The sequence below is a fragment of the Agrobacterium sp. NPDC090273 genome (assembly GCF_044772305.1).
In the GTDB taxonomy this organism is placed as follows: domain Bacteria; phylum Pseudomonadota; class Alphaproteobacteria; order Rhizobiales; family Rhizobiaceae; genus Agrobacterium.
The window spans coordinates 222,503-246,577 of the sequence record NZ_JBIVYN010000001.1 but is presented as its reverse complement, the minus strand read 5'-3'; the positions used below and the strand labels follow the sequence as shown (position 1 = coordinate 246,577).

Here is a 24,075-nt window from a genome sequence, read left to right as displayed (position 1 = left end):
CGTCAGATAGCGCCATTGGCTATGAGAATGGGAGATAGCTTTTCTTCAGTCCTCGCACAGTCCCTGCCGGCGGCCTTGGCGGCATAAAGTGCTGCGTCGGCGCACTTTAGCAGTTCGGCTGGTTTTTCCGATGAACCGCGATCCGTCGCAATGCCGATGCTGATGGTAACGACGCCCTTCTCACTGAAATGGTGTTCGATTGCCTGAGCCCGAACGGCGGCCACGGCCATTGCGCCCATCGCTATCGCTTCCTGCGGGAGAGCACGTGGCAATATAACGGCAAACTCCTCACCGCCGTATCTGGCAGTCACCGCACCTTCGAACGGCAAGAAAACACGGGACAACGCCGCAGCGACTTGTTGGAGGCACTCATCACCGGCAACGTGTCCGTAGCCATCGTTGTAAGCTTTGAAATGATCAACGTCGATCATCAGCACGGAAAGAGGCACAACCTTGGCCACCGCGTGCGACACTGCCGAGCGCATGGCGTCATCGAAGGCGCGGCGGTTGACCAGCCCTGTCAAACTGTCGGTGCTCGCCAGTGCGGTCAGTCTTTCATTCAGATCCCTCAGGCGGTTCTCACGGTCGCGGTTTACCGTAACGTCCGAATACACGATCATCACGCCACCGCCCTCGGTAGTGCGTGAATTCGCCTCTATCCATCGACCGTCAGCGAGTTTCACGATGCGGTCGCCATTGCGCATCAGTACGTCGGCAGTACGTTCGACAAGATCAGAAATGTTTCCGACAGCCTCAGGCTCTTCGCCGCGCTCAAGTGATGCCCGAATGATTTCCCTGAGACACTTGCCAGGCACCCGAACATCCGCAGTCAAAGGAAAAAGCTCGTGATATCGACGATTGTGGAGGACAAGAATTCCGCTCCCGTCAAACATCGCCAAACCGTCTGCCATGCTTTCAATAGCGTCGATTAGGGTCGTTTGCGTGCGTGCGAGCCTCTGTTCGAGCCGTTTCCGATCCGTGATCTCACGATTGTGCGTAACGATGCCAATGATATTGCCGCTCACGTCGAGAAGTGGCGCCTTGAGTGTCGAAAGCCACGTCTCCGACCCGTTCAGCCCTATGAACTGTTGTTCCACGGTGACCGGACGACCGGACCTGAGCACAAGTTCTTCCGGTTCGCGAAACATATTCGCAGTTTCGGATGGATAGTAGTCGGCATCGGTTTTGCCGATCAGTTCATTGACCCCGGTCCCCATCATCTTCGCCGTTGCGGGGTTTGCCAGAAGGAACTGCCCGTGTTCATCCTTTGCGTTCAAGCAATCCGGAAGCGCCTCGATCACTTGCCGATAGCGACGGTTTTCGACCGTGGCCGCGTGCCTGCGATGTTCCTGCACAATGGCGAGCCCCGACAGAAGGGTCGCGCCTGCGACGATGATCGCCAGCGGCCCGGTTGCGTCGAGTGTAAGCGAAGGCCAGTTGGCGACCGGGTAGACAACGTAAAAACCCGCCGTCGCACTTATACCGGCCCAAACAGCAAGGATGGCTGTCGCGCGCGTGGACGCAAGGTGATTTCTGAACATGTAATGCAGGACGACACCACCTGCGGAGGCAGCGACGATCTGCGGAATAGCGGTGTAAACGCCTGTGCCACCTATCGACAGTCGCCGGATAACCGCCGTTGCGAATGGCAACACGGCTGCAAAGGGACCCCCGAAATACGCGGATATCGCCAACAGAGTGTACCGCGCATCGAGCAACACCCCAGGCAGCCATTCAAAAGGGAGTGCCATGGTAGCAAGAACGCCACCCGCCATCACGACGCTGAAGATGGTGGTCCGTGCTGCCCATCTGAGCTGTTCGACGTGCCGATGGCCAAGTGTCCAGATTGACGTGGTGATTGCGACGACAGCGAGATTCGGAAGGAGTTGATGCCAGAGGCTCATCGATAGTCCATCATTTTCGCTCCGTAATGCCAAGATGGCATGACGACATGGTTTGCAAGCTCATGGCCAGCTTGATCACAATAACTGATGATCCAGAGGATGCGCCTATAGGTAACTGTAAACACTGGAAGTTTCGTAATCGCTTACCCAGGTCGTCCGAGGCTAACCAAACGTAAGGAACTCACAATTTCTTAGAACAGACTTTCTAGCGGGTATCACGGCCGATGGCAGCTATGAGTTATCGTGGATAACGTATGCTACTGAGTTATGAAAGCAGTGACTTGAGGCGAAGCCAAATTGACGTCGCAAAGACGCACCTCACTTAATAGCAGTTTGGAATCATTAGGCATTCTATTGCCATGGCAATTCTGAGCGCAGTCAAAAGACTTGCCTCTTGGGGCCCAGTTGCGCTGTCATGGAAGCGGACCGTCCATCGCCAAGAATGCTGTAGATTTCATAGGCGAACTCCACAAACGGCCCGCCATAACATCATTGCTGGAACTTGAAGTTTTTACGGTCGTACGCGTGCTCAAACCCCATTTTCCTGAGGTTCTCGTAGGAAATATTGGGTTTGCCAGCTGTGGGCACTTCTGTTTCGACGACAAATGTCGAAATGCCTTCTGCTATGCCGTAATCAGTGCGAGCCTGGATAAGCGCCTTTTGAACGCCGCGGTTCCGGAACTCCGGATGTGTGGTACCGCCACCCAACCACGCATAGTTCCCAAACGTGAAAATGGCGCCGGTGCCGATTGGCGTTTCGCCATCGAGAGCAAAAAAACACCCCCACCCCTCTTTGCCGACAATGGCTGACCAAAGAGGGATCAAGGATGGCGGGAAATTGAAGCCACTACACATCATCGATCCGAACTGCGACGCCTCGTGAACGTGCACCCTTCGGGTACGGACAGGACTTGGTGCGCGAAAGCGCTGGGCAGCGGTGAAGGTAAGCTTTGCCCAGCCGGGACCGTGTTCATGCAGATCCCTGCCCTGAATCCAGTTTTTCACCTTATCCGAGGCAGTATCCATATTCAGTTGGAGGAACCGGTTGCCTGCCCTTCGTCGCATCCAGCCATATACTTGATCGAGATCCTCGACAGCGCCTAGTCACAGCACCCGATTTAGGCCGATCGCCGGCGCGCGTGGCAGGGAGATCGCGCACCCTCCGCTGATGGCAATGCAGTCGAAATGCTCTTCGGGCCGCAGATCCCTAGCCGAGATCCTGTGCAGACTGAGGAAAGCCTCAGCCTCAATGGCGTCTTCTTTCGTTGGGAATGAGCGTTCTGAAAACTGAGGATTCAAGATTGGCTCCTGAGCCACCGCCCCCTTGAAACCCTAATGAAGAAAGGTGGACGATTGTCGACTAAAAACCGAATTCGCTGAGACCGGGATGGTCATCCGGCCTGCGGCCGAGCGGCCACTGGAAACGCCGGTCTTCTGCCTTGATGGGCAGGTCGTTGATGCAGGCATGCCGCTTTCGCATCAGGCCACTATCGTCGAATTCCCAGTTCTCGTTTCCGAACGACCGGAACCAGTTCCCACTGTCGTCATGCCATTCGTAAGCAAATCTGACAGCTATTCGGTTGCCGCCAAACGCCCAGAGTTCCTTGATCAACCGGTAATCGAGCTCACGTCGCCATTTTTCTGAAAGAAATGCGACGATTGCGTCCCTCCCCGTGACAAACTCGGCACGGTTCCGCCACTGGCTGTCCCTGGTGTAAGCCAAGGCAACCCTCGCAGGATCGCGACTGTTCCAGCCATCCTCAGCCAGCCTGACCTTTTCAACTGCGCTTTCAAACGTGAAAGGGGGAAAAGGCGGTCGTTCAGCGTCGATCATCTCTCTGGGGTCTCCAACCGTGCACGTAAGTTCGCGTTCTCGATTTCCAATCGCTGCAGCCGCTCACGAAGTGGAGCGACTGCCTGCTCAACCTGCTGTTCCGTGTAGCGCGGCGTTATATGCTGCGGGCAATTCCAGTCAAAAGCCTCGAGCCGCAGCTTGAATACCCGTTCCGGCCTCCCCTTGTAGGTTTGGTCGGACACCAATTCCGTGAGTTCCGGATCGGCATCAAGCGCCAGCCGCTCTACATGCACATAGATTTTGAGCCGGGCTCGCCGCACATAATCCATCAGGAACAGGCAGGCACGATCGTTGGCGGCAAGGTTGCCGGCACTGATGTATTGACGATTACCCCGATAGTCAGCGAAGGCCATTGTCTGCCGGTCGATCACCTTGAGGAAGCCGATTTTTCCTCCACGATGCTGAACATATGGCCAACCCGTTTCGGAGACCGACGCCATGTAAAAGCTGTCAAGTGAGGCAATGAAGGCGATCTCGTCGTCTGTGAAGGCGTCCGACGGGCGGTTGTGGGTGCCCAGCCAGATCTGGTCCACGCCCATGTCCGCCTGAGCCGCTCTGACGCTTGGCGTCACGGCAACCTCAAGGAAATGATATGGCATATCTGATCTCCCTGCTCGGTCGAGCCTGTATTGTCGTCTGACGTCGCAAGCCCGGGCCTGCCTCTATCTGCCGAAACCAGTTGCCGACAAATTTCACCCCGCAAACCGCGCGCTTACCTTAATCCTGCAAGGCCCAGTCTGCCACTTCCCAGCGGGTCTGCCCACGGTCGGAAACGATGCGACCGAGGCCCGGGAAAGGCATGTGCGTGGCGGCAATCAGCGCGCCTTCGGCGGCAGCACGCGGGAAAAACCGGTCGCGCATCGCCTTGGCGGCGTCACGATCCTGCTCGAACAGGAAGAATACGTCCGTGGCAGCGGGATGCACCACCGGGAAAATCATGTCCGACACCATGATCATGCTCTTGCCGCCGTCTTCCACCCGCACGCCGATATGGCCGGGCGTATGACCTGTCAGGTCGACGATCGACACGCCGGGGACGATTTCACGTTCGCCGTCAATCGCCTGCAGCCTGGGGTAAAGGCGCACCACCTCATCCGCCATCTGGAAGCTGGTCTGCAGGTAATCCGGTGCACCGGCGCGCTTGGCCGGGTCGGTCCAGTGCTTGACGTCGCGGCGATCGATATAAAGCTCGGCCTTCGGATAGTTGTTCCTGCCGCCGGCAATCAGACCGCCCATGTGGTCCTGGTGCATATGCGTGACGATCACGGCGTCGATCTGGTCGAGCTTCAGGCCGAGTGTGGCAAGTGCCTGCGGCAACTTGCCGGTCTCACCGATAGAGCCTGCCGCCCCGGCATCGATCAGGATGCGGCGTTGGCCATCATCGATCAGATACTGGTTGAACAGGAACCGCACGCCGCTTGGCCGGGCGGTAGACTGGGCGACGGCTGCGTGCTCCACATCGGCCGGGCTGCGGCCGGGAAAGAAGTTGTAGGGCATGTCGGCATAACCGTCGGTCAGTGCTGTCACCGTAAAGCGACCGATGCGGATCTGCGCCAGCGGCGTGACGCTGGCCAGTGCCCTGGCGGGTTCCTGCGCTGCAACGAGGCCTGGCAATGCGCTGCCGATCAGCCCTCCGCCAAGAAGGCCAAGAGGAAGAGCGCTGGCGAAGGCACGGCGTGAAAGTTGAGGCATGGCGTCTTGCTCCGTTTCAGACGATGATGTTCTAAGTTGCTTGGTTTTCAGCCGCGGTTGTTATTAGGGCTGCGACCTTTTCAGGCTGCGACAGCATCACCGCATGACTGCTGCGCACTTCCACTATTTTCGCACCTGCCCGCACGGCCATCTTCTCCTGCGCTTCAGGGGGGATCATTCGATCGTCGGTGGCGAGCAGGTAATAGGAAGGCTTGTTTTTCCAAGCCGTTGCACTGATTTTTCCCTGCACCGCCTCCAGCCCCCAAGGTCGCTGGGCGACGGCCATAAAATGCGTCAGAGCGGGTTCAACATCCGCGGCAAAGGCGGCAGGAAACTTCGCGCTATCCACCCGGATAAATCCATCAGCCGGCGGCAAGAGGGGAGCTTTCTCCGCCCCATTAGCCGCCTGCGAGGCCAGATCGAATACCGACTCCCCGATCTCCGGCACGAAGGCGGCCAGATAAACCAGGCACAGTACCTTTTCATCGGTTCCGGCTTCAGTGATCACGGCTCCACTATAGGAATGACCGACGAGAACAACCGGATTGGACGCATCAGCGATCACCTGCCGCGTACGCTCGACATCAGCGCTCAAACTGACGGAAGAATTCTGAACGACAAGAACTTCGTAGCCCTCACGCGAAAGGATCTCAAAAACCTGACGCCATCCGGACGCATCAACAAATGCTCCGTGCACGAGAACGACTGTGATGGATTTGTCGCTGGTATCTCCAACAGTATGTGCCTGAAGGGTCATAAGCTTAACCTACCCGGTTGTGTCAAAAGGGCTCGTCATTTCGAAAAATTGCTTGATCAGTGCCGAAGGCGGCGTCCTCGCGCATATTCATGCGCTGACGCTCAGACGTTATTTCGGGTCAATGTGTAGGTCGGTTCAGGTCGCCTCACAATTGCGATCTAGGTCGCATGCAACTAGACGAAGGCACTGCGAAAATAGACCATCGTCTATGAATCATGCCTAACGCGGAGGCGCGAAAGGGCGTAGATTTGAGTTCCATGCTGGGACGCCATGCGCTGAAGGGAATAGACTTGGAGAATCAGGACTTCGACGCGATCATTGACTTCATTCCGGCAATGGCATGGGCGACAACGTCCGATGGAATGCTCGACTTCGCCAATCAGCATTTTCTGGAATACATCGGCATGCCACTTGCCGAAATTGCAGGCGAAAATTTCTACCGGATTTTTCATCCAGATGACGTCGATCATTTAGGATCGGAATGGCGAAGCATCATGGCCTCCAAGGCGGGACGAGAAGTCGAAGGCCGAATTCGGCGCGCCGATGGCGTTTATCGCTGGTGCAGCCTTCGGCAAAAGCCCCGGCTCGATCCTGACGGCAATGTCGTCAAATGGTACGGCGTTGTTCTTGATATCGAAGATCGCAAAAGCGCCGAAGACGCGCTCAAAGAGGCAAAATCAGCACTTGCGGCAAGTGAAGAGAACCTCAGGCTCATCATCAATTCGCTCCCTGTGCTGGTATGGTCAGCACGCCCGGATGGAAGCGCCGATTTCGTGAACCAGAGCTGGCTCGATTACGCCGGATTGCCGGCCGACCAGATTCTCGAATGGGGCTTTCTCGACCTCTACCATCCGGACGATATCCCTGAAATGGTCGAGATATGGAAGAGAGACCTCGAGAATTCAGATTACACTCAATTGAGAGGCCGCATTCGTGGTGCGGATGGGCAGTATCGCTGGTTCTATTTTTCCGGGCGGAAGCTCACGGATGCCAATGGCGTCGTACGCTGGTTTGGCGTCAATATCGACATCGAAAACCTCCAGAGAGCCGAGTTCGCCCTCAGAGAGAGTGAAGCGGCGCTGAGGGAGAGCGAACACAAGCTGAAACTCATCATCAACACGATCCCTGCCATGGCCTGGTCATGCACGCCCGACGGGCAGCTCGAATACTGGAACCAGCATCTCACCAATTATGTAGGGCTCCCGATCGAAGAGATTGTCGGATTCGGCTTCTACCGCATGTTCCATCCCGAGGACGTTGAACGGATGCGTGAGAGTTGGGAGGAAATCGTTGCGACCAAACAGCCAAATCCGGTCGATGCACGGATCAGACGGTTCGATGGCGAATACAGGTGGTTCAATCTTCAGCAGAGCCCACTCCTCGACCCGGACGGAAATGTCGTGCGGTGGTACGGAATTGTGGTCGATATCGAAGACCGCAAGCGCGCCGAAGAATCACTGCGCCAAAGCCAGGCCCAACTCGCCCAAGTCACCCGAATGACGACGATCGGCGAACTTGCAGTCTCCATTGCCCATGAGATCAATCAACCCCTTATGGCGATCGTGACCAATGCTGGGACCTGTCTGCGGTGGTTGCAGGAGGGACATACGGACGTCGAGCAGGCGCGTTTGGCCGCCGGGCGGATCGTTCATGATGGCCATCGCGCCGGCGAAATCGTGACGAGCATTCGCTCCATGGCGCAGAAAACGCCTGCTCGCATGCAGCGGACGGATTTCAGTCATTCGCTTAAAGATGTTCTGGATCTGCTTCACGGAGAACTACGCTCGCGCGGTCTGGAGGTCATCGCAGAGTTGCCCCCTGAGCCCGTCGAAGTTCTCGGCGACCGTACACAGCTTCAGCAGGTCCTGCTCAATCTGATAATGAACAGCGCTGAAGCGACGCCTCGTGACCATGAAGCAGTGATGACGATCAGATGCACCGAGTATCCAGAGGGCAAAGTCGAGGTCAGCGTTTCGGATTCGGGACGAGGAATACCATCCGATCAGCTCGACCAGGTATTTGAGCCCTTCTATACCACGAAGTCTGACGGGATAGGGATGGGCCTGCCCATCTGCCGCTCCATTGTCGAAGCTCATGGAGGGCGCATTTGGGCGACGAGTGATGCTGGTGGAAGCTCATTCACCTTCACGCTCTCTAGCTTTAAGGAAATAGCCGTTGATCGATGAAAGGAAGAACAGGCAGCCCACCGTCGTCGTCATCGACGACGATCATGGTGTCCGTGAAGCACTAAAGGGACTGTTTGAGTCCGTTGGGCTTAGCGCCGAGACCCACGGTTCCGTCAAGGAGTTCCTTGCTGCAGACGATCCCGAAAAGGCCGGATGTATCGTCCTCGACATCCGCCTTCCCGGCCAAGGCGGACTGGAGTTTCAGGAGGAGTTGGCGAAAAGCGATTTTCCTCGTTCCGTCGTATTGATTAGCGCCCACGTCGATGTGCCCATGGCGGTTCGGGCAATGAAGGCGGGGGCGATCGATGTTCTCAGCAAGCCGGTCCGTGAGCAGGATCTGCTGGAAGCCGTCAACCGTGCGATCGCCAGTGACGCCGCTCGCCGAGAGGAAAGAACCGCGAGAGCCAGCAGTCAAGCGAGATACCTCACCCTGACCGACCGTGAACGACAGATCATGAAACTGGTTATCGCGGGTAAACTGAACAAGCAGATTGCGGCAGAGCTACAGCTTGCAGAGCCGACGGTAAAGCTTCACAGGGGCCACATGATGCGGAAGATGAAGGCAACGTCGGTCGCTCATCTGGTCAAGATTTCCGACGTCCTTTTGTAATTCAGATCCGATGACCTCGGCGAAAAACGCCGAAGTCTTGTCAGGCCGGAAGATGTGCGCCGAACTGGGCGTCGTGCAGACGGCTGTAATGGCCTTTCGCGGCCAGGAGTTCGGCGTGGTCGCCGGTCTCGGCAATGCCGGTCTGATCCACCACCACAATGCGCGAGGCATCGCGGATCGTTGCCAGACGGTGGGCGATGACGAGCGTCGTGCGGCCCTTGGCCAGTTCCGTCAGCGATTGCTGGATTGCCCGTTCCGTTTCGGTATCAAGCGCCGAGGTCGCCTCATCGAGGATGAGGATCGGCGGATTTTTCAGGAACATGCGGGCAATGGCAAGACGCTGCTTCTGACCACCTGACAGCTTGACGCCACGTTCGCCAATGATGGTGTCGAGACCGTTCGGCATCGCCTCGATCACACCATCAAGCCGCGCACGACGCGCCGCATCCATGATATCAGCATCAGACGCACCGAGGCGGCCATATTCGATGTTCTCGCGGATAGAGCCACCAAACAGGAAAACATCCTGCTGCACGATACCGATCTGGGCGCGCAGCGAAGCAAGCTTCATCTCGCGAATGTCGATGCCATCGATGGTGATCGCGCCACCGGTAACATCGTAAAAGCGTGGCAGCAGCGAGCAGAGCGTGGTCTTGCCGGCGCCGGACGGACCGACAAAGGCAACCGTCTCGCCGGCCCTGATTTTCAGGTCGATATTGCGCAGAACCTGCTTGCCTTCCGCATAGGCGAAATCGACGCCGCGATATTCGATCGCGCCGCGGAATGCCGGAGCTTCGACCGCACCGGGCGCATCGACGATATCGGGGGCCGTATCCATCAGCTCGGTAAAACGGCGGAAACCGGCAATGCCCTTGGGATAGGTTTCAATGACCGAGTTGATCTTTTCGACCGGGCGGAAGAACACGCCGACCAGAAGCAGGAAGCCGACAAAACCGCCTTCCGTCAGGCTGCCGTTCAGCACGAAATAGGCGCCGCAGATCATCACGATCATCTGCGTCAGACGCATGCTCATGTAGCTGAGCGAGGTGCTGGCCGCCATGATCTTGTAAGCATTGAGCTTCGTCTGGCGGTATTTCTGGTTGTCCTTCTCGAACAGCGCGCGCTCGTGATCTTCGTTGGCAAAGGCCTGAACCACACGCATGCCGCCGACATTTTCCTCGATACGGGCGTTGAAGGCACCGATCCGGCCGTAAAGCTGGCGGAAGTTGTTGGTCATGCGACCACCGTAACGGCTGGTCACCCAGGCCGTTACAGGCACCACGGCAGCCGTGATCAGCGCCAGCGGCACATTGACCGACAGCATCAGCAGGAACGCGCCGATGAAGGTCATGATGGCAATGAACAGGTCTTCCGGACCGTGATGCGCCACCTCGCCGATTTCTTCCAGATCTTTCGTCAGGCGCCCGACGAGATGGCCGGTCTTCTGGTTATCGAAGTAACGGAAGGACAGTTTTTGCAGATGGTCGAAGGCAAGCCGGCGCATATCGGTTTCGATATTGATGCCGAGCATGTGTCCCCAGTAGGTGACCGTCGCCATCAGGCCGGTGTTCAGCACGTAGATCATCAGCAGGCCGATCGATGCTGCAATAATGATCCCCCATTCGCCGCCCGGCAAAAGCACGTCGACGAACGCTTTCACGGCCATCGGAAAACCGAGTTCGAGCACGCCGGACAGAACCGCGCACGAGAAATCGAGGATGAACAGACCCCTGTAAGGGCGATAATAAGCAAAGAAACGGCGTAGCATGGGACAACCTGGGGATACATGGCGGCAGGCGAACCGCGATAAAAACGGAGTTCAATTGTCATATTTCTGCGCGCCCGCCAAGGCCGATGTTCTATTTTTACCAAAATCGTTCAATAGACTAGGCGATAAACACACAACGGTAATGTGAACGGGTCATATTGCACTTATATGTATCCGTGTGACAGAGTGAACGCGCCCCACGGGAGCCTGGTGGGGGAGAATGCGAGAAAGAAGCCTGCCGTGAGTAACATTGAAAGTCGTAAGCCGAGTGGCGAACCAAGATGGCTTGGCCCCGCCAGCCCAACGCGGATCGCGATGATACCGCCGATTTCGGCGGCACGCTGGCTGCTTGTCCTGATCGTTCTGGCCGGGATCTATTTCTTTCACGGTTTTCTCGTTCCGGTTTTAGCCGCCCTCGTCATCGGCTTCGCGAGCTGGCCGGTCTACACACGGCTTCTGAGGCATGTGGGGGGCAACACCACTCTTGGCGCCACCGTCGCCATCGTTCTCATCATCGCCTTCCTCGTCGTTCCGATTTTTATCGCCGCCTCCTATACGGCAAGTGAAATCCGCGAATGGTTCGGCTGGGCCGTCGAGGTCAACAAGACAGGCGCACCGGTTCCGGACTGGATTGCCGCCCTGCCCGCCGTCGGCCCCTGGTTCGGCGAACAATGGGTCAGATATGTCGGCACGCCTGGTGCCATCGGTGAAGTCATTCAGCTCGTCAGCGGCGCCAATATCGGCAACATCTATCGCGCCATTCTCGCGGCCGGCAACGGCGCATTCCATCTGATGCTGACCCTGCTGTTCATGCTGATTGCGCTGTTTTTCGTCTACCGCAACGGCGCGGGCTTTTCCCGCCAGGTCGATCTCGTCGGCGAGCGCATCCTGCCAACGCGCTGGGAGCGCATTTCCCGCGTCGTGCCTGCCACCATCAGCTCAACCGTCACGGGCATGACGCTGATCGCCATCGGTGAAGGCATCATTCTCGGTATCGCCTACTGGATTGCTGGCGTGCCTTCGCCGGTGACACTCGGTGTTCTCACTGGCGTCATGGCGCTCATTCCGGGCGGCGCACCGCTCTCCTTCACGCTCGTTTCGATCTATCTCGTCGCCAGCGGCTCGCCCGCTCACGGTCTTGCCCTGTTCGTCTGGGGTTCGGTCGAACTCTTCATCGTCGACAAGACGATCCGCCCGAAACTCGTCGGCGGTCCAATCAAGCTGCCTTTCCTGCCGACCTTCTTCGGCCTCGTCGGCGGCGTGAAGACCATGGGTTTCCTCGGCCTGTTCATCGGCCCGGTGCTGATGGCCCTCCTTGTCGCCATCTGGCGCGAATGGGTGCGTGAAGTCGAACTCTCCGCAGCCCCGGCAGGTGATGCCCTTTCCGTCCCGGTCGAAACGGAAGACGACACACGCCCCGCCGCGACAGAAAAGGAATCCTCGCCGCTGCGAAAGGCCGCATCCTGACAATCGACGACCGGCGGATGCGAAAACAGCGTCCGCCGCCGCTTTTCGAGCGGCATTGCAACGTCTGTTTACGTTCGTTTTCATTCAGGCCGTAATCTCACTACAATCAGCATGGATGAGTCTGACAACGGAATCATCGGTGAGACATCGGATAGACCATGAAAACAGCCCTCGTTCTCATGACCATTCTCGGCTGCGACGACAGCGCGACGCAGTGCAATTACATCGCCACGTCGCAGCAGCGCTGGACCAGTATCGAATTGTGCGATGCCGTTTCTGAAAAGGAACTGGAAAGCTACGCCAACGCCCCCTACCCGGTGGTGGTCGCCGTGTGCCAGACACCGGATGAAACCGCTCCGCAGACTGCTGGCAACCCGGCACCGGCGCAGCCGGATGCGAGCCAGGCCCCTCCACCGGCCGCCAAAGTTAGCGAACAGCAGCAGGAAGAAAGCCTGACACGCAAGGCCATCACCCGCGTCAGCAAGATCCTTCCCTCGACGGAAGGCGTCAAACATATTCTGGGAACGCCGGTGCGCATGGTCGAAAACAGCTATTCCTGGATCGCCAAGCGCTTCGAGAAATAAATCTCAGGCTGCTTCCACGGTCACGGTGCGCGCGTAGTGTCTGGCCTTCTGGCGCTGCTCGGCAACGGCCAGCCTGCGAATGGCGTGCAGCAGATCAAGGAACGTCTCGGACCCGTCGGCGTCACAGAAATGCGCCAGCAACTCCCCGGACACGGAGATCACGGCATCGGGCAGATGCGACTGCGCGGCACTGCGCCACAACAGTGTCGCCTTGATGAAGACGGCGGCGACATCGCCGAACAGACCGACCGACTGGAACAGTGCCTTCAGCGCATGGGGACGCGCCGTTGCCAGCATCGAGCGGACCTTGCGCTCATCGAGCCCCGAGAGATTGACCATGGCCGCGGTAAAGAATTCAAGCTTGCCGGAGGAGATCGCGTGCACAAGCAGCGCCGGCGTCAGCTCTTCTTTCAAACGCAGATGTTCGACCAGATCGGGCAATTCGCGTGGCGAAACGGCGGCCGCAATGAGGATCGTGCCGGAATCTGCCGCTTCGCGGAGAATGTTTTCCACGCGGCTGCGAGGAATGAAGTTGTGGACCAGCGCAGAGCCCGCCAGAGCCTCGCTGACGCGCTCCATCAACAGGTGACGGGCATCAGCAGACAGATTGTCCCGTTGCAGCAGCAGGTCGCGTATGTCGGCGTTATCGCCATGGCGCTCGGCGATGCGGCGCAGTGAAAAAGGCGTGATGGGCGACGCGGCATTTTCCAGAAGGATGATCGTCTCAGGCAGATCGCCGATTTCGGCAAGAGCCGCACAGACACCGCGCGACAGTTCCGGGCGCGCCGCGATGAACGAGCGCGTCACGCTGTCGCCTCGCCCGGCGAGATCCACCAGATCGCCGTCTCCCAGAACCGGAGAGCGAGCAATGACCGTGCAGGCAATTTCCGGCTGATCTTCTGCCAGCGAAACGAGAATGGCGCGCGGCGCATCGGCATCATCGGCCAAAGCTTCAGCCAGTGCCAGCCTGACGCGCGGCGACGGATCATCAAGTAGATAGGTCATCGCCATATAGGCGGCGTCGCGCTGTTCGCGTGCCATCTCCGACTGCAGATAAGCCCGGCCAAGCATCTTGGCAGCTTTCGCCCGCTCGCTCGAACCGGCTTTTTCAGACCAGCGAAGAAATGCCTGTACGATCACCCGAGCCTCGACGTAACTGTGCGCCACCATAATGGGCAGCACAAACGCCGCCCCTGTCGATAAACTCTAGGCAGAAAAGGTTTACGTTTGGTTCACCATAAAATTTAACCATGACCGATAACACACGCATCGGTCATGATTGATATCTCAGGCCTTAGCCTTGGGACGCTCCAACTGGAAAACGTCGCTGCCGCCGTCGGAATAATCCATGTATCCCATGCGGGCGACAGGCCGCGCCAGACCCATGTCGATCCGGCCATCGCGAATGATAGCCTCATCGATGTGGATCGCCATGACCTGACCGATCACCATCCACGAATCGGAAGGCTCGCCCTCCACATCCTTGAGCTGCATGATCTCCGTCACCCGGCACTCGAGCACGGCAAAGGCCTCCCCGACATAGGGCGCATCCACCACGCGGCCGTCCACGGCCGTCAGGCCCGCAAGCTGAAACTCGTCCACCTCGTAGGCAACGGGCGCGGACGACGCGTTCATCTTGTCGACCAGGTGGCGGCTGACGAGATTGGCGGTGAAAACGCCCGTTTCCTCGACGTTCCGCAAGCTGTCCTTGCGGCCGCTTGAGGAAAACATCACCAGCTTTGGCCGGTCGGATATGGCATTGAAGAAGGAGTAAGGCGAAAGGTTGAGATGGCCGTCACGGCCTTTCGAACCTATCCAGCCAATCGGCCGTGGCGCCACAATCGCCTTGAACGGATCGTGTGGCAGGCCATGCTTATTGGTATCGGTGGTATAGAACATCACGCGTTCCCGTCTTCAGGACCACCAACCCAGGTAACGACATCGGCAAGTTCCGGGCGGGGACGTTCGACCGGCGGGAATGTCGTGGAGCCGATATACATGAAGCCGGCGACCTTCTCGCCACTCTTGATGCCGAGTTCCGGCCAAAGCGCTTCGTCGAACGCCAGCCATTCCGTCAACCAGTTCGCGGCATAACCATGCGCGTTGGCGGACATGAGAAGGTTAAGGCACACGGCACCGGCGGACATGACCTGTTCCCATTCCGGAATCTTGAAATGTGGCTGCGCCGTGCTGACGATGGCAATCACGACGGGCGCACGCAAAAAGCGGCTGCGCTCCACATTCTGCTGCTCTTCGCCAAGCTCGGGGTTCTTTTCAAGCGCAATCCTCAGCGCCGCTTCACCGAGACGCTCGCGCTCGGCGCCGCGATAGACGATAAAGCGCCAGGGGGCCAGTTTGCCATGATCGGGCACGCGCACGGCAAGTCGCAGAATATCTTCGATCTCGGCCTTTTCGGGGCCGGGCTCCGACAGTTGCAGAGCGGGTGTAGAGCGGCGGACCTTGAGGTAGTCGAGAAGCTTGATGTCAGTCGTCATAGTCAAAAATCTTCCATTCTAGGGCCGTGGGAAAAGATGGGCCTTGAAATAGCCACGGCATTGGTTTTGAAGTGGTCCCGGAAACTCAGGAAGTCAATCGGCCAAGTGCCAATCGGAACGAGAAATGACGGCAATCAAGTTCGCGACCTGCTTCACAATCGCGTTGGTCGCGTTTGGTATTCACACTGAAGCCGCCTTCTCGCAAGACGCATTCAAGGAGTTCAAGCAGCTTGGCGGCACCCCGAAAATGCCGAAGCTCAATGCGTTTTCCGCCCCCTCCGTCATTGCCGCACCTGAAAACACCACGCGCGATATCGTCATGGAAGCCAAGCTGACCAACGATGGCGACACGGTCAAGGAAGGCCTGTCCTGGCGCGTTTTCAGCCCTATTCCCGGTGCTGACGGAAAGCTGCCGATGCTGGCGAGCTCCGAAGGCGGTTCGGCTGCCTTCCATCTGGTGCCCGGCGAATATTTCGTCAACGTGTCATTCGGACGTGCCGGCGTGACCAAGAAACTGCAGGTGCCGAATTCCGGCAATGTCGACAAACAGGTGCTGATTCTCGACGCCGGCGGATTTCTGCTGAACGCCGTTGCCGGTACCGACAAGCAGATCACCGGTACACAGCTCAAATTCGCGGTCTATTCTTCCGAGGTCAAACCGGATGGTGAACGCGGCCTCGTGATGTCCGATATCAAGCCGAACACGATCGTTCGTCTCAACGCCGGCACCTACCATGTCGTTTCCGAATACGGCAATGTCAACGCCGTCGTCCGCGCCGACATCCAGGTTGACGCTGGAAAACTGACCGAAGCAACCTTGCAGCACCACGCCGCCCAGATCACGCTCAAACTGGTCTCTGAAGAAGGCGGCGAAGCCATTGCCGATACGGCATGGTCGGTTCTGAGCGGCGGCGGCGACGTCGTCAACGAAAGCGTCAGCGCCTTCTCCACCATGGTTCTGGCCGAAGGCGAATATACCGCCATTGCCCGCAACAAGGACAAGGTCTACCAGCGCAACTTCAAGGTCACCTCTGGCCGCGATGTTGATGTCGAGGTTCTGATGAAGGACCAGGCGCCGGAAGACGTCAGCGGCGACTTCGAATAAACCCTCATATTTCCATCAGTTCGGCTTTGAACCTGAGCGTGACTGCTTTTGGGAAGCGCATTGTCTCGAGACGAAATACAAAAGAAAACGGCCCCCGAAGGGGCCGTTCCTGATTAGGCTACCTGTTTCCTGGCAGCGCGCTTGCGCTTTACATCCGGCGGTGTCGCCTCTTCGACCAGGCTCGAGATCGCTTCGTCCAGCGTCATCGAAGTCTGGTTCTGCGAACCGAGACGACGGATGTTGACCGTACGCTCTTCCGCTTCCTTGCGACCGCATACGATGATGACGGGAACCTTCGTGACGGAGTGTTCGCGGATCTTGTAGTTGATCTTCTCATTGCGGAAGTCGGTTTCGACCGCCATGCCTGCCTCACGCAGAGCTTCGGCGACTTCACGACCGTAATCGTCCGCATCCGAGGTGATCGTTGCGACGACGACCTGAAGCGGCGCGAACCACAGCGGCATGTGGCCGGCGAAATTCTCGATCAGGATGCCGAGGAAACGCTCCATCGAGCCGCAGATGGCGCGGTGGATCATCACCGGCTGCGTCTTTTCGGAGTTATGGTCGATATAGAAGGCGCCGAAACGTTCCGGCAGGTTGAAGTCAACTTGCGTCGTGCCGCACTGCCATTCACGGCCGATGGCATCCTTCAGGGTGTATTCGAACTTCGGACCGTAGAAAGCGCCCTCGCCCGGCAGGATGCCGGTCTTGATGCGGCCTTCAGACTGCTCCTCGATGGTCTTGAGCACATCCGTCATCACGCTTTCGGCACGATCCCACAGGTCATCGGAGCCGACGCGCTTTTCAGGACGCGTAGAGAGCTTCACGACAACCTCGCTGAAGCCGAAGTCCTCGTAGACCGACAGGATCAGGTCGTTGATGCGCAGGCATTCAGCCGCCATCTGCTCTTCCGTGCAGAAGACGTGCGCGTCGTCCTGCGTGAAGCCACGCACGCGCATCAGACCGTGCAGAGCGCCCGATGCTTCGTAACGATGCACATTGCCAAACTCCGCCAGACGGACCGGCATTTCACGATAGGATTTCAAGCCGTGCTTGAAGATCTGCACGTGGCCAGGGCAGTTCATGGGCTTCAGGGCGAAGACGCGCTGATCGGCTTCCTCGTCATCGGGATGGGTAAAGGCATGGGCGGATTTTACCGCGAACATGTTTTCCTGATACCAGCCCCAGTGACCGGAGGTTTCCCACAGCGACTTGTCGAGCACCTGCGGCGCGTTGACTTCCTGATAGGTGTTGGCCAGACGACGACGCATGTAGGCCGTCAGGGTCTGGAACATGCGCCAGCCCTTGCCGTGCCAGAACACCACGCCCGGACCTTCTTCCTGGAAATGGAACAGGTCCATTTCGCGGCCGAGGCGACGGTGGTCGCGCTTTTCGGCCTCGGCAAGAATGTGCAGGTAGTTGTCGAGTTCTTCCTGTGTTGCCCAGGCAGTACCGTAGATGCGCGTCAGCATCGGGTTGTTGCTGTCGCCACGCCAGTAAGCGCCTGCAACCTTCATCAGCTTGAACGCCGTGCCGATCTGGCCAGTCGAGGCCATATGTGGACCGCGGCAAAGATCGAACCAGTCGCCCTGATAATAGATCTTCAGGTCCTGCCCTTCCGGGATCGCATCGACGAGTTCGACCTTGTAGTTTTCGCCCTTGGCGGCAAAAACTTCCTTGGCCTTGTCACGCGACCAGATCTCGCGGGTAAACGGCTTGTTGCGCTGAATGATCTCCTTCATCCGCTTTTCGATCTTCGGCAGATCGTCGGGCGTGAAGGGTTCGTTCTTGGCGAAGTCGTAATAGAAGCCGTTTTCGATCACCGGGCCAATCGTCACCTGCGTGCCGGGCCACAGTTCCTGCACGGCCTCGGCCATGACGTGAGCGGCATCGTGACGGATGAGTTCGAGCGCACGGCCGTCTTCACGTGTGACGATCTCGATCTTGCCATCCGTTACGGTGTCGGAAAGGTCGTGCACGGTGCCGTCCAGCGCAATGGCGACGGCCTTCTTTGCAAGCGACTTGGAAATGGATTCGGCCACATCACGGCCGGTCGCGCCAGCTGGGTAGCTGCGCACGGAACCATCGGGAAATGTAAGGGAAACGGATTCAGACATTGTAGACTTCTCCTGTCCAGTCCCGCCAACGAATGCGGGTGGTGTTGGAATGATAATCGCCCTGCGTGACGCAGGCACGCTGGCTGATAAAGGCTTTTGCCATTCCAGTCAAAGGCGAAGGGCGATTCAACAGGTTCTGCCACGGAGCATGGCGGAAATTCCATTGACCGTATTGGCATTACGAGTCGTTCCGATCCCGAGCTTTTTCGTGGTCAAGACCGACAGAAGTCTGCTCTCGTTTGCCTTGCCGCAGAAATCGATCCACAGGTCGCCACCAACGACAGTGAGCTTTGCCCGCCCGCGATATTTTTCCAGCAATCCGAGAACATCGTTGCCCAGCGGTTCCCGCATCACCCGCACGGAGACATCCGGCGGGTTGCCATACGGAAACGGATTGTCCGCCACAAGCCTCAGCCAGTCGTGGGCAGAACGCACCAGAATATCGACATGTTTTCCGAACCGCGTTTCGAAGGCCTGCTCAAGCATATCCTCGATATTGCGAACAGTAGCTTCAGGCGCGCGGAACACCAGATTGCCGGTTGCGACCAGCGTTCTGCATTCGGCAAATCCCAGCGCCTCAGCCATCGCCCGCAGATCAGCCATTATGAGCCGCTTGCCAGCACCCAGCACGACGCTGTGCAGCAGAGCGACATAAGTGCAATCGCTCATCGGTGACGGCTCCAATAGCGCCACGGCATAGCCCAATGGTGGCGAGACGACAGTTGCTCCGGCACCGGATCAAGACCGCTGGTACCGCCCGGACCACAACGCCCGACCCGAAACAGCGTCATCCAGCCACCAGCCCAGAGCCCGTGGCGGGCAATGGCCTCGTAGCCGAATTCTGAACAGGTCGGGATATGGCGGCACGAGTTGCCGATGAAACCGGAAAACGTGAGCTGGTAAAACCGGATGAAACCCATGCCGAAAAGCCGTCCGGGCGTCTTGGCAAACGACCCCTGCCAGTTGCGCGATTGCCGATGTCTCCCTTTGGGGATATCGTGGCGACAACCCGGTTCACCGCACATTGTCAGCCCGCGACGTTCATGGCCGGAGCGGCAGCTGCGCGGGCCTCGATCTGATCGAGTGCATCGACCACGGCCTCGAATGTCAGCATCGTCGATGCGTGGCGCGCCTTGAAGTCCCTGACAGGCGAAAGCACCCGCATATCCGCGAAACGACCTGTCGGCCCCTCACCGCCCTGCTTCAGCATGGCAAGCATATCCTCGCGCGCCTGCCGTATCTCGGCGCTGGTCGCACCGATGACGTGATGGGCCATGATGGATGCCGATGCCTGACCGAGTGCACAGGCACGCACCTCATGCGAAAAGCCGGTGACGATGTCGTTGTCGACCTTGATATAGACCTTGAGCTTCGATCCGCAGAGCTTGGAGTGTTTTTCGGCACTGGCATCCGCATCGTCGAGAACGCCGATCAGCGGAATGTTTCCGGCGAATTCGAGAATGCGGTTATTATATATGTCGTCCATCGTCAGCCATCCGGTGCACTCAAGGTAAGACAGGTCGATTTTTTCAAACACTGCGTCTACAGCGGTGAAGCTTTTCTGCCCACGCATATCATTATATGCTAACCACTGATCTGGATATCAAGTTGGCGTAATTTCGCCGCAGCAGAGCCGAAAAAACGCTGCCGGTCTTGCCAAAATGCCGGAAAACAACCAGATAGCAACGAAGGCGGGCAAGACGTGCTCCGCCGAGAGATTTAATTTCAGGTGCGGCCTTTACCCGCATCGGGAGATACGGAATGGATGCGATCGTGAAGAACTTCCCAGCCGCTGGCGCAAAACTTGACGCGGCCGGTGCACGCCCAACCCAGGCGGAAGCGGAAGAAGCCGTACGCGTGCTCCTTCGCTGGGCCGGTGACAACCCGGAGCGTGAGGGACTGCTGGACACGCCGAAGCGTGTTGCCAAGGCTTATAAAGAGCTGTTTTCGGGATATGAACAGAGCGTCGAAGACGTACTCGGCACGACCTTCGAGGAAGTCGGCGGTTATGACGACATCGTTCTCGTCCGCGACATCCCTTTCTACTCGCACTGTGAACACCATGTCGTACCGATCGTCGGCAAGGCGCATGTCGCCTATCTGCCGTCCGGCCGCGTGCTCGGTCTTTCCAAGATAGCCCGTCTGGTCGAGATTTTCGGTCGTCGCCTGCAGACGCAGGAGAACATGACCGCACAGATCGCCAATGCGCTGGAAGACACGCTGAAGCCACGCGGTGTTGCGGTTATGATCGACGCGGAGCATATGTGCATGTCGATGCGCGGTGTGCAGAAGCAGGGTTCTTCGACCCTGACGACGAGCTTTACCGGCGCTTTCAAGACCGACCCTGCAGAACAGGTACGTTTCATGACCATGGCGCGGAACCGCTGAACGCGACTTCCCGCCCCTTCCCCTGGGGTTCATCAGCATGTCCTTGACCTTTGCCTCCGCATCCGCGGACAAGGAAGTCCTTGAAAATTCCGGCGCCTTCTCGCCAAAATTCGACGCCAACGGCCTTGTCACCGCAGTGGTGACAGACTCACGCGACGGCGAATTGCTGATGGTCGCGCATATGAATGCCGAGGCCCTGGCACTGACGCTCGAAACAGGCATTGCGCATTATTACAGCCGCTCGCGCGACAAGATCTGGAAGAAGGGTGAGACCTCCGGCAATCTTCAGACCGTGAAGGAATTCCGCACCGATTGCGACCAGGACGCAGTGTGGCTGAAAGTGTCCGTCGCCGGCCATGACGCAACATGTCACACCGGCAGACGCTCCTGTTTCTACCGCATCGTCGAAATCGAAAACGGCCAGGCCGTCACGAAGATCACCGACGACACCCGTCACTTCGATCCGGCGGAAACCTATTCGAAGGCGTAAAGACGCGACCTTCCCCACGCCGCACCAATTTGCTACCAATAAACTGGGAGACCGGGAGGATATCGGTTTCCCGGCGTCGCGTTTGACAGCCCAACAGCTTTGGACGTAGCGCGTCGATTGAAGCAGTGGTGCGCGTTTTCTTACCCGCTTGAAGCAGGCAGTGCGTGCGCCCCGTAAACTGACAGGGAGTGCGGTTATGCTGGGATGGGGAAACAATCGCAACAATCCTGTCTTGCCTTCCGAAGACATCACCGGTGAGACATCCATCGTCAACGAGAACGTGGACACGCGACGCATTGCACTGGCGCTCGGTGGCGGCGCCGCACGCGGCTGGGCTCATATCGGCGTGCTGCGCGCCCTTGATGAAGCGGGCGTCAAGATCGGCATGATTGCCGGCACCTCCATAGGCGCCCTCGTCGGCGGTTGTTATCTGGCCGGAAAACTTGATGAACTGGAAGAATTCGCCCGCTCTCTGACGATGCGCCGCATTGCCGGACTGCTCGACCTGACGATTGGTGGCGGCGGCCTGTTTGGCGGCATGCGATTGACCAAGCGTATGCAGGAGCATCTGGAAGGCCATAGCATCGAAAGCCTCGACCACCCCTTCATTGCCGTGGCAACGGAGCTTCGCACTGGTCATGAAGTCTGGATTCACCAGGGCGATCTCATCACCGCCTTGCGCGCATCCTACGCCCTGCCCGGCATTTTCGAGCCCGTCCAGTGCAATGGACGCACGCTGATCGATGGCGCGCTGGTCAATCCCGTTCCGGTGTCTGTGTGCCGTGCCTACGAACAGGCGCTCGTGGTGGCCGTGAACCTCAATTACGACCTTTTCGGCCGTTCCGCCGTCGTCAAGCATACAGCCGGGCTGCCGGGGTCGCCGCCTTCAACCTCGGGACAATCGCGGCTTGGCCTGCCGGGCGTCATGGTGCAGGCGTTCAACATCATTCAGGACAGGATTTCGCGCTCGCGCCTGGCAGGCGATCCGCCCGACCTGATGCTTCACCCACGTATCAACGAAATTGGTCTTTCGGAATTCCATCGCGCCAGTGAAGCGATCGATCGCGGTTATGAAGAAACACGATCACGCATTCCAGAGCTTGAGCGCATGCAACAGGCGCTCAAGCGCTAACGATCAGACAGTATTGAGAGGCGCTGTTACAAGCGCCTCCTCCACGCCAGCGGACTAGCCGGCGATATAGGCCTTGATCTGTTCGGCCTCGGCTTCGATTTCGCCGATTCTGGCCTTCACCACGTCACCGATCGAAATGATCCCGGCAAGACGTCCATTTTCTTCAACCGGGATATGGCGGAACCGTCCGCCGGTCATGATTTCCATCAGCTCGTCCGTTGTGGACGTGTGACGACAGCGAATGACGTTGCGCGTCATCGCCAGCGATACGGATTGTTGAAGGGACGTTGCGCCCCGTCCTGCCACAGCCTTCACCAGATCGCGTTCCGTGAAAATACCCAGAACGACACCTTCGGCGTCCGTGACGACGACAGCGCCGATACGGTTTGAATGCAGCGTTCCCGCCGCTTCGCCGATCGTCACGTCCGGTCCCACGGTTACGACATCCCGCCCTTTACGGTCGAGAAGATCCTTCACGAATGTTGGCATGCCTTCCTCCTTTCGCCTGTGACCGGCAACGCTCCGTATCCTCCACGAGCGTTATCCGATCATGCGAACATGGTGCGCTGAGGCACCGACGAAAGCAATATCCCGATGAAAAAGCGCGCCGATATTCCCCAAAAGGCGCGGGAAAAGGCCTAGAGCCGCACCGGTTGCCGATCGAAAAGCGCAAAAAACACAAAACCGAGGACAAAACCGAAAATGTGGGCATCCCAGGCAACTTCACCCGCCATGTCACCGAACAGCGGCACGCCCACGGCAATGAGAATATTGCCGAGCAACCACATCAGGGTGAAGATCAGCACAGTCTTGTTCGTCAATGCGCCGAAGATGGTCTGCCGTGGCATCAGGTGACCGAAAGAGGCGCTGTAACCGCCACGCGGCGGGAACGCAAAGCGGCAAGCCGCCCCCATCAAAGCCGAAACCACACCGGACGCACCGATCAGTACCGTGACATCGCCCCAATGCAAGAAGGCATGACCGAAGGCCGCCACAGCCGCCGAAACGGCCCAGAGCAAAATGAAACGCCATGTGCCGATGCGGCGCAGCACAGGCGCACCAAACGCCATCAGCCACAATCCGTTGAACAGAATATGCTCCACGCTGCCATGCAGGAATGAATAGGTCACCGGCGTCCAGAGCCATTCCAGTGCCTGCTGCGAAAACGGCACGGCGTAACGCAGGGGAATGAAACCGAAGGTGAAGATGAACCAGCCGTACCCATCTTCAGACAGCAGATAGGCCGGCACGACGTAGGCGACCAGCAGCACCGCCAGAATCCCCACCAGCAAGGGCGGAAGATTGAAGACAGGAGGATTGCGATCATCGTCTTTCGGCCTTGGCGATACGGACTCCGGCGGCACCTCGCCGTCCTCATAAGACATGATCCCATCCTTGGCGTTGGGTAAGTTTCTGCTCTCCGACCAATATAGGAAGCAACAGCGAAAAAAAAGCCGTTCCCCCGAGGCGGAACGGCTGCGGACACATCCTTCAGGGACGGTCATTCATCAATTGTGCTGATGGA

Annotated in this window: 25 protein-coding genes; 8 read left to right on the top strand and 17 right to left on the bottom strand. The window is 58.1% G+C overall.

The window, feature by feature from the left end; genetic code table 11:
* Window positions 1-2 precede the first annotated feature (2 nt).
* From ACIQT8_RS01230 to ACIQT8_RS01205, 6 genes are all read right to left on the bottom strand, one after another.
* Window positions 3-1,904 (bottom strand): diguanylate cyclase, encoded by a 1,902-nt coding sequence (locus tag ACIQT8_RS01230; RefSeq protein ID WP_262522622.1) that lies wholly within the window; start codon window positions 1,902-1,904, stop codon window positions 3-5.
* Between the two features lie 489 nt (window positions 1,905-2,393).
* Entirely contained in the window at window positions 2,394-2,909 is a 516-nt protein-coding gene (locus ACIQT8_RS01225) for a GNAT family N-acetyltransferase (RefSeq protein WP_400962526.1), read from the bottom strand.
* Between the two features lie 355 nt (window positions 2,910-3,264).
* Complete coding sequence (locus tag ACIQT8_RS01220) at window positions 3,265-3,738, bottom strand: nuclear transport factor 2 family protein (protein ID WP_262522624.1); 474 nt, start codon at window positions 3,736-3,738, stop codon at window positions 3,265-3,267.
* Window positions 3,735-4,358: a pyridoxamine 5'-phosphate oxidase family protein gene (locus ACIQT8_RS01215; protein ID WP_400962523.1), complete on the bottom strand. Its 624-nt coding sequence runs from the start codon at window positions 4,356-4,358 to the stop codon at window positions 3,735-3,737. Before ACIQT8_RS01215 ends, ACIQT8_RS01220 begins: the two co-directional genes overlap by 4 nt.
* A gap of 118 nt (window positions 4,359-4,476) precedes the next feature.
* The gene (locus tag ACIQT8_RS01210; RefSeq protein WP_400962520.1) at window positions 4,477-5,451 is read right to left on the bottom strand and encodes an MBL fold metallo-hydrolase; all 975 of its coding nucleotides are present in this window, start codon (window positions 5,449-5,451) and stop codon (window positions 4,477-4,479) included.
* A gap of 31 nt (window positions 5,452-5,482) precedes the next feature.
* Window positions 5,483-6,208 (bottom strand): alpha/beta hydrolase, encoded by a 726-nt coding sequence (locus tag ACIQT8_RS01205; RefSeq protein ID WP_400962517.1) that lies wholly within the window; start codon window positions 6,206-6,208, stop codon window positions 5,483-5,485.
* Between the two features lie 257 nt (window positions 6,209-6,465).
* Here ACIQT8_RS01205 and ACIQT8_RS01200 point away from each other — a divergent pair, with 257 nt between their 5' ends.
* Window positions 6,466-8,394: a PAS domain S-box protein gene (locus ACIQT8_RS01200; RefSeq protein WP_400962514.1), complete on the top strand. Its 1,929-nt coding sequence runs from the start codon at window positions 6,466-6,468 to the stop codon at window positions 8,392-8,394.
* Window positions 8,384-9,004: a response regulator transcription factor gene (locus ACIQT8_RS01195; protein ID WP_400962511.1), complete on the top strand. Its 621-nt coding sequence runs from the start codon at window positions 8,384-8,386 to the stop codon at window positions 9,002-9,004. Before ACIQT8_RS01200 ends, ACIQT8_RS01195 begins: the two co-directional genes overlap by 11 nt.
* Before the next feature lie 40 nt (window positions 9,005-9,044).
* On the opposite strand, the gene ACIQT8_RS01190 is transcribed toward ACIQT8_RS01195, so the two are convergent.
* Window positions 9,045-10,772 (bottom strand): ABC transporter ATP-binding protein, encoded by a 1,728-nt coding sequence (locus tag ACIQT8_RS01190; protein ID WP_138793797.1) that lies wholly within the window; start codon window positions 10,770-10,772, stop codon window positions 9,045-9,047.
* 240 nt (window positions 10,773-11,012) lie between these two features.
* On the opposite strand from ACIQT8_RS01190, the gene ACIQT8_RS01185 reads away from it, so the two are divergent.
* Both ACIQT8_RS01185 and ACIQT8_RS01180 read left to right on the top strand, forming a co-directional pair.
* Window positions 11,013-12,239 (top strand): AI-2E family transporter, encoded by a 1,227-nt coding sequence (locus tag ACIQT8_RS01185; protein WP_262522630.1) that lies wholly within the window; start codon window positions 11,013-11,015, stop codon window positions 12,237-12,239.
* A 158-nt stretch (window positions 12,240-12,397) separates the two neighbouring features.
* Window positions 12,398-12,823, top strand: a complete 426-nt coding sequence (locus tag ACIQT8_RS01180) for a hypothetical protein (RefSeq protein WP_400962507.1) — start codon at window positions 12,398-12,400, stop codon at window positions 12,821-12,823.
* A 3-nt stretch (window positions 12,824-12,826) separates the two neighbouring features.
* Here the strand turns inward: ACIQT8_RS01180 and ACIQT8_RS01175 are convergent, their stop codons facing one another.
* The 3 genes from ACIQT8_RS01175 to ACIQT8_RS01165 all read right to left on the bottom strand — a co-directional run bounded on the left by ACIQT8_RS01175 (window position 12,827) and on the right by ACIQT8_RS01165 (window position 15,318).
* Complete coding sequence (locus ACIQT8_RS01175; protein WP_400964331.1) at window positions 12,827-13,993, bottom strand: DUF2336 domain-containing protein; 1,167 nt, start codon at window positions 13,991-13,993, stop codon at window positions 12,827-12,829.
* Between the two features lie 117 nt (window positions 13,994-14,110).
* Window positions 14,111-14,722, bottom strand: a complete 612-nt coding sequence (locus ACIQT8_RS01170) for a flavin reductase family protein (RefSeq protein WP_400962504.1) — start codon at window positions 14,720-14,722, stop codon at window positions 14,111-14,113.
* On the bottom strand, window positions 14,722-15,318 hold the full coding sequence (locus ACIQT8_RS01165) for a nitroreductase (RefSeq protein ID WP_138793799.1): 597 nt from the start codon (window positions 15,316-15,318) through the stop codon (window positions 14,722-14,724). The genes ACIQT8_RS01170 and ACIQT8_RS01165 overlap by 1 nt, the downstream gene beginning before the upstream one ends.
* 124 nt (window positions 15,319-15,442) lie before the next feature.
* On the opposite strand from ACIQT8_RS01165, the gene ACIQT8_RS01160 reads away from it, so the two are divergent.
* Window positions 15,443-16,423, top strand: coding sequence for a hypothetical protein (locus tag ACIQT8_RS01160; protein ID WP_138793800.1), 981 nt, complete (start codon window positions 15,443-15,445; stop codon window positions 16,421-16,423).
* Window positions 16,424-16,536: 113 nt separating this feature from the next.
* Here ACIQT8_RS01160 and thrS read toward each other — a convergent pair whose 3' ends face one another.
* Genes thrS through ACIQT8_RS01135 form a run of 5 tightly spaced genes read right to left on the bottom strand, consistent with a single transcriptional unit; the run spans window position 16,537 to window position 20,026 of the window.
* Window positions 16,537-18,540: a threonine--tRNA ligase gene (thrS, locus tag ACIQT8_RS01155; RefSeq protein ID WP_400962500.1), complete on the bottom strand. Its 2,004-nt coding sequence runs from the start codon at window positions 18,538-18,540 to the stop codon at window positions 16,537-16,539.
* Window positions 18,533-18,670 carry a hypothetical protein gene (locus ACIQT8_RS01150; protein WP_262522635.1) on the bottom strand — a complete coding sequence of 46 codons (138 nt, stop codon included), beginning with the start codon at window positions 18,668-18,670 and terminating at the stop codon, window positions 18,533-18,535. Before ACIQT8_RS01150 ends, thrS begins: the two co-directional genes overlap by 8 nt.
* On the bottom strand, window positions 18,667-19,209 hold the full coding sequence (locus ACIQT8_RS01145; RefSeq protein WP_400962497.1) for a DUF1697 domain-containing protein: 543 nt from the start codon (window positions 19,207-19,209) through the stop codon (window positions 18,667-18,669). The genes ACIQT8_RS01150 and ACIQT8_RS01145 overlap by 4 nt, the downstream gene beginning before the upstream one ends.
* A complete protein-coding gene (gene yidD, locus ACIQT8_RS01140) occupies window positions 19,206-19,565 on the bottom strand; it encodes a membrane protein insertion efficiency factor YidD (RefSeq protein WP_400962494.1) in 360 nt (119 codons plus the stop codon). Before yidD ends, ACIQT8_RS01145 begins: the two co-directional genes overlap by 4 nt.
* 2 nt (window positions 19,566-19,567) lie before the next feature.
* Window positions 19,568-20,026: an iron-sulfur cluster assembly scaffold protein gene (locus ACIQT8_RS01135; RefSeq protein WP_138793804.1), complete on the bottom strand. Its 459-nt coding sequence runs from the start codon at window positions 20,024-20,026 to the stop codon at window positions 19,568-19,570.
* A gap of 275 nt (window positions 20,027-20,301) precedes the next feature.
* Here ACIQT8_RS01135 and folE point away from each other — a divergent pair, with 275 nt between their 5' ends.
* The 3 genes from folE to ACIQT8_RS01120 all read left to right on the top strand — a co-directional run bounded on the left by folE (window position 20,302) and on the right by ACIQT8_RS01120 (window position 22,550).
* A complete protein-coding gene (folE, locus tag ACIQT8_RS01130; protein ID WP_138793805.1) occupies window positions 20,302-20,928 on the top strand; it encodes a GTP cyclohydrolase I FolE in 627 nt (208 codons plus the stop codon).
* A 37-nt stretch (window positions 20,929-20,965) separates the two neighbouring features.
* Window positions 20,966-21,418, top strand: a complete 453-nt coding sequence (hisI, locus tag ACIQT8_RS01125; RefSeq protein ID WP_400962490.1) for a phosphoribosyl-AMP cyclohydrolase — start codon at window positions 20,966-20,968, stop codon at window positions 21,416-21,418.
* 196 nt (window positions 21,419-21,614) lie between these two features.
* A complete protein-coding gene (locus ACIQT8_RS01120; protein ID WP_400962487.1) occupies window positions 21,615-22,550 on the top strand; it encodes a patatin-like phospholipase family protein in 936 nt (311 codons plus the stop codon).
* A gap of 54 nt (window positions 22,551-22,604) precedes the next feature.
* On the opposite strand, the gene ACIQT8_RS01115 is transcribed toward ACIQT8_RS01120, so the two are convergent.
* Together ACIQT8_RS01115 and ACIQT8_RS01110 are read right to left on the bottom strand one after the other, a co-directional pair.
* A complete protein-coding gene (locus tag ACIQT8_RS01115) occupies window positions 22,605-23,039 on the bottom strand; it encodes a CBS domain-containing protein (RefSeq protein ID WP_138793808.1) in 435 nt (144 codons plus the stop codon).
* A 149-nt stretch (window positions 23,040-23,188) separates the two neighbouring features.
* Window positions 23,189-23,935, bottom strand: a complete 747-nt coding sequence (locus tag ACIQT8_RS01110; protein ID WP_400962485.1) for a rhomboid family intramembrane serine protease — start codon at window positions 23,933-23,935, stop codon at window positions 23,189-23,191.
* Window positions 23,936-24,075 lie beyond the last annotated feature (140 nt).

Excerpts from the sequence above, each read along its gene's own strand:
- hisI (WP_400962490.1), top strand. The coding sequence starts at position 20,966 with ATGTCCTTGACCTTTGCCTCCGCATCCGCGGACAAGGAAGTCCTTGAA.
- ACIQT8_RS01180 (WP_400962507.1), top strand. The coding sequence starts at position 12,398 with ATGAAAACAGCCCTCGTTCTCATGACCATTCTCGGCTGCGACGACAGC.
- ACIQT8_RS01160 (WP_138793800.1), top strand. The coding sequence starts at position 15,443 with ATGACGGCAATCAAGTTCGCGACCTGCTTCACAATCGCGTTGGTCGCG.
- folE (WP_138793805.1), top strand. The coding sequence starts at position 20,302 with ATGGATGCGATCGTGAAGAACTTCCCAGCCGCTGGCGCAAAACTTGAC.
- ACIQT8_RS01190 (WP_138793797.1), bottom strand. The coding sequence starts at position 10,772 with ATGCTACGCCGTTTCTTTGCTTATTATCGCCCTTACAGGGGTCTGTTC.
- ACIQT8_RS01120 (WP_400962487.1), top strand. The coding sequence starts at position 21,615 with ATGCTGGGATGGGGAAACAATCGCAACAATCCTGTCTTGCCTTCCGAA.
- ACIQT8_RS01205 (WP_400962517.1), bottom strand. The coding sequence starts at position 6,208 with ATGACCCTTCAGGCACATACTGTTGGAGATACCAGCGACAAATCCATC.
- ACIQT8_RS01165 (WP_138793799.1), bottom strand. The coding sequence starts at position 15,318 with ATGACGACTGACATCAAGCTTCTCGACTACCTCAAGGTCCGCCGCTCT.
- ACIQT8_RS01115 (WP_138793808.1), bottom strand. The coding sequence starts at position 23,039 with ATGCCAACATTCGTGAAGGATCTTCTCGACCGTAAAGGGCGGGATGTC.
- ACIQT8_RS01220 (WP_262522624.1), bottom strand. The coding sequence starts at position 3,738 with ATGATCGACGCTGAACGACCGCCTTTTCCCCCTTTCACGTTTGAAAGC.
- ACIQT8_RS01210 (WP_400962520.1), bottom strand. The coding sequence starts at position 5,451 with ATGCCTCAACTTTCACGCCGTGCCTTCGCCAGCGCTCTTCCTCTTGGC.
- ACIQT8_RS01230 (WP_262522622.1), bottom strand. The coding sequence starts at position 1,904 with ATGAGCCTCTGGCATCAACTCCTTCCGAATCTCGCTGTCGTCGCAATC.
- yidD (WP_400962494.1), bottom strand. The coding sequence starts at position 19,565 with ATGTGCGGTGAACCGGGTTGTCGCCACGATATCCCCAAAGGGAGACAT.
- ACIQT8_RS01135 (WP_138793804.1), bottom strand. The coding sequence starts at position 20,026 with ATGGACGACATATATAATAACCGCATTCTCGAATTCGCCGGAAACATT.
- ACIQT8_RS01170 (WP_400962504.1), bottom strand. The coding sequence starts at position 14,722 with ATGTTCTATACCACCGATACCAATAAGCATGGCCTGCCACACGATCCG.
- ACIQT8_RS01145 (WP_400962497.1), bottom strand. The coding sequence starts at position 19,209 with ATGAGCGATTGCACTTATGTCGCTCTGCTGCACAGCGTCGTGCTGGGT.
- ACIQT8_RS01175 (WP_400964331.1), bottom strand. The coding sequence starts at position 13,993 with ATGGTGGCGCACAGTTACGTCGAGGCTCGGGTGATCGTACAGGCATTT.
- ACIQT8_RS01110 (WP_400962485.1), bottom strand. The coding sequence starts at position 23,935 with ATGTCTTATGAGGACGGCGAGGTGCCGCCGGAGTCCGTATCGCCAAGG.
- ACIQT8_RS01215 (WP_400962523.1), bottom strand. The coding sequence starts at position 4,358 with ATGCCATATCATTTCCTTGAGGTTGCCGTGACGCCAAGCGTCAGAGCG.
- thrS (WP_400962500.1), bottom strand. The coding sequence starts at position 18,540 with ATGTCTGAATCCGTTTCCCTTACATTTCCCGATGGTTCCGTGCGCAGC.
- ACIQT8_RS01200 (WP_400962514.1), top strand. The coding sequence starts at position 6,466 with ATGCTGGGACGCCATGCGCTGAAGGGAATAGACTTGGAGAATCAGGAC.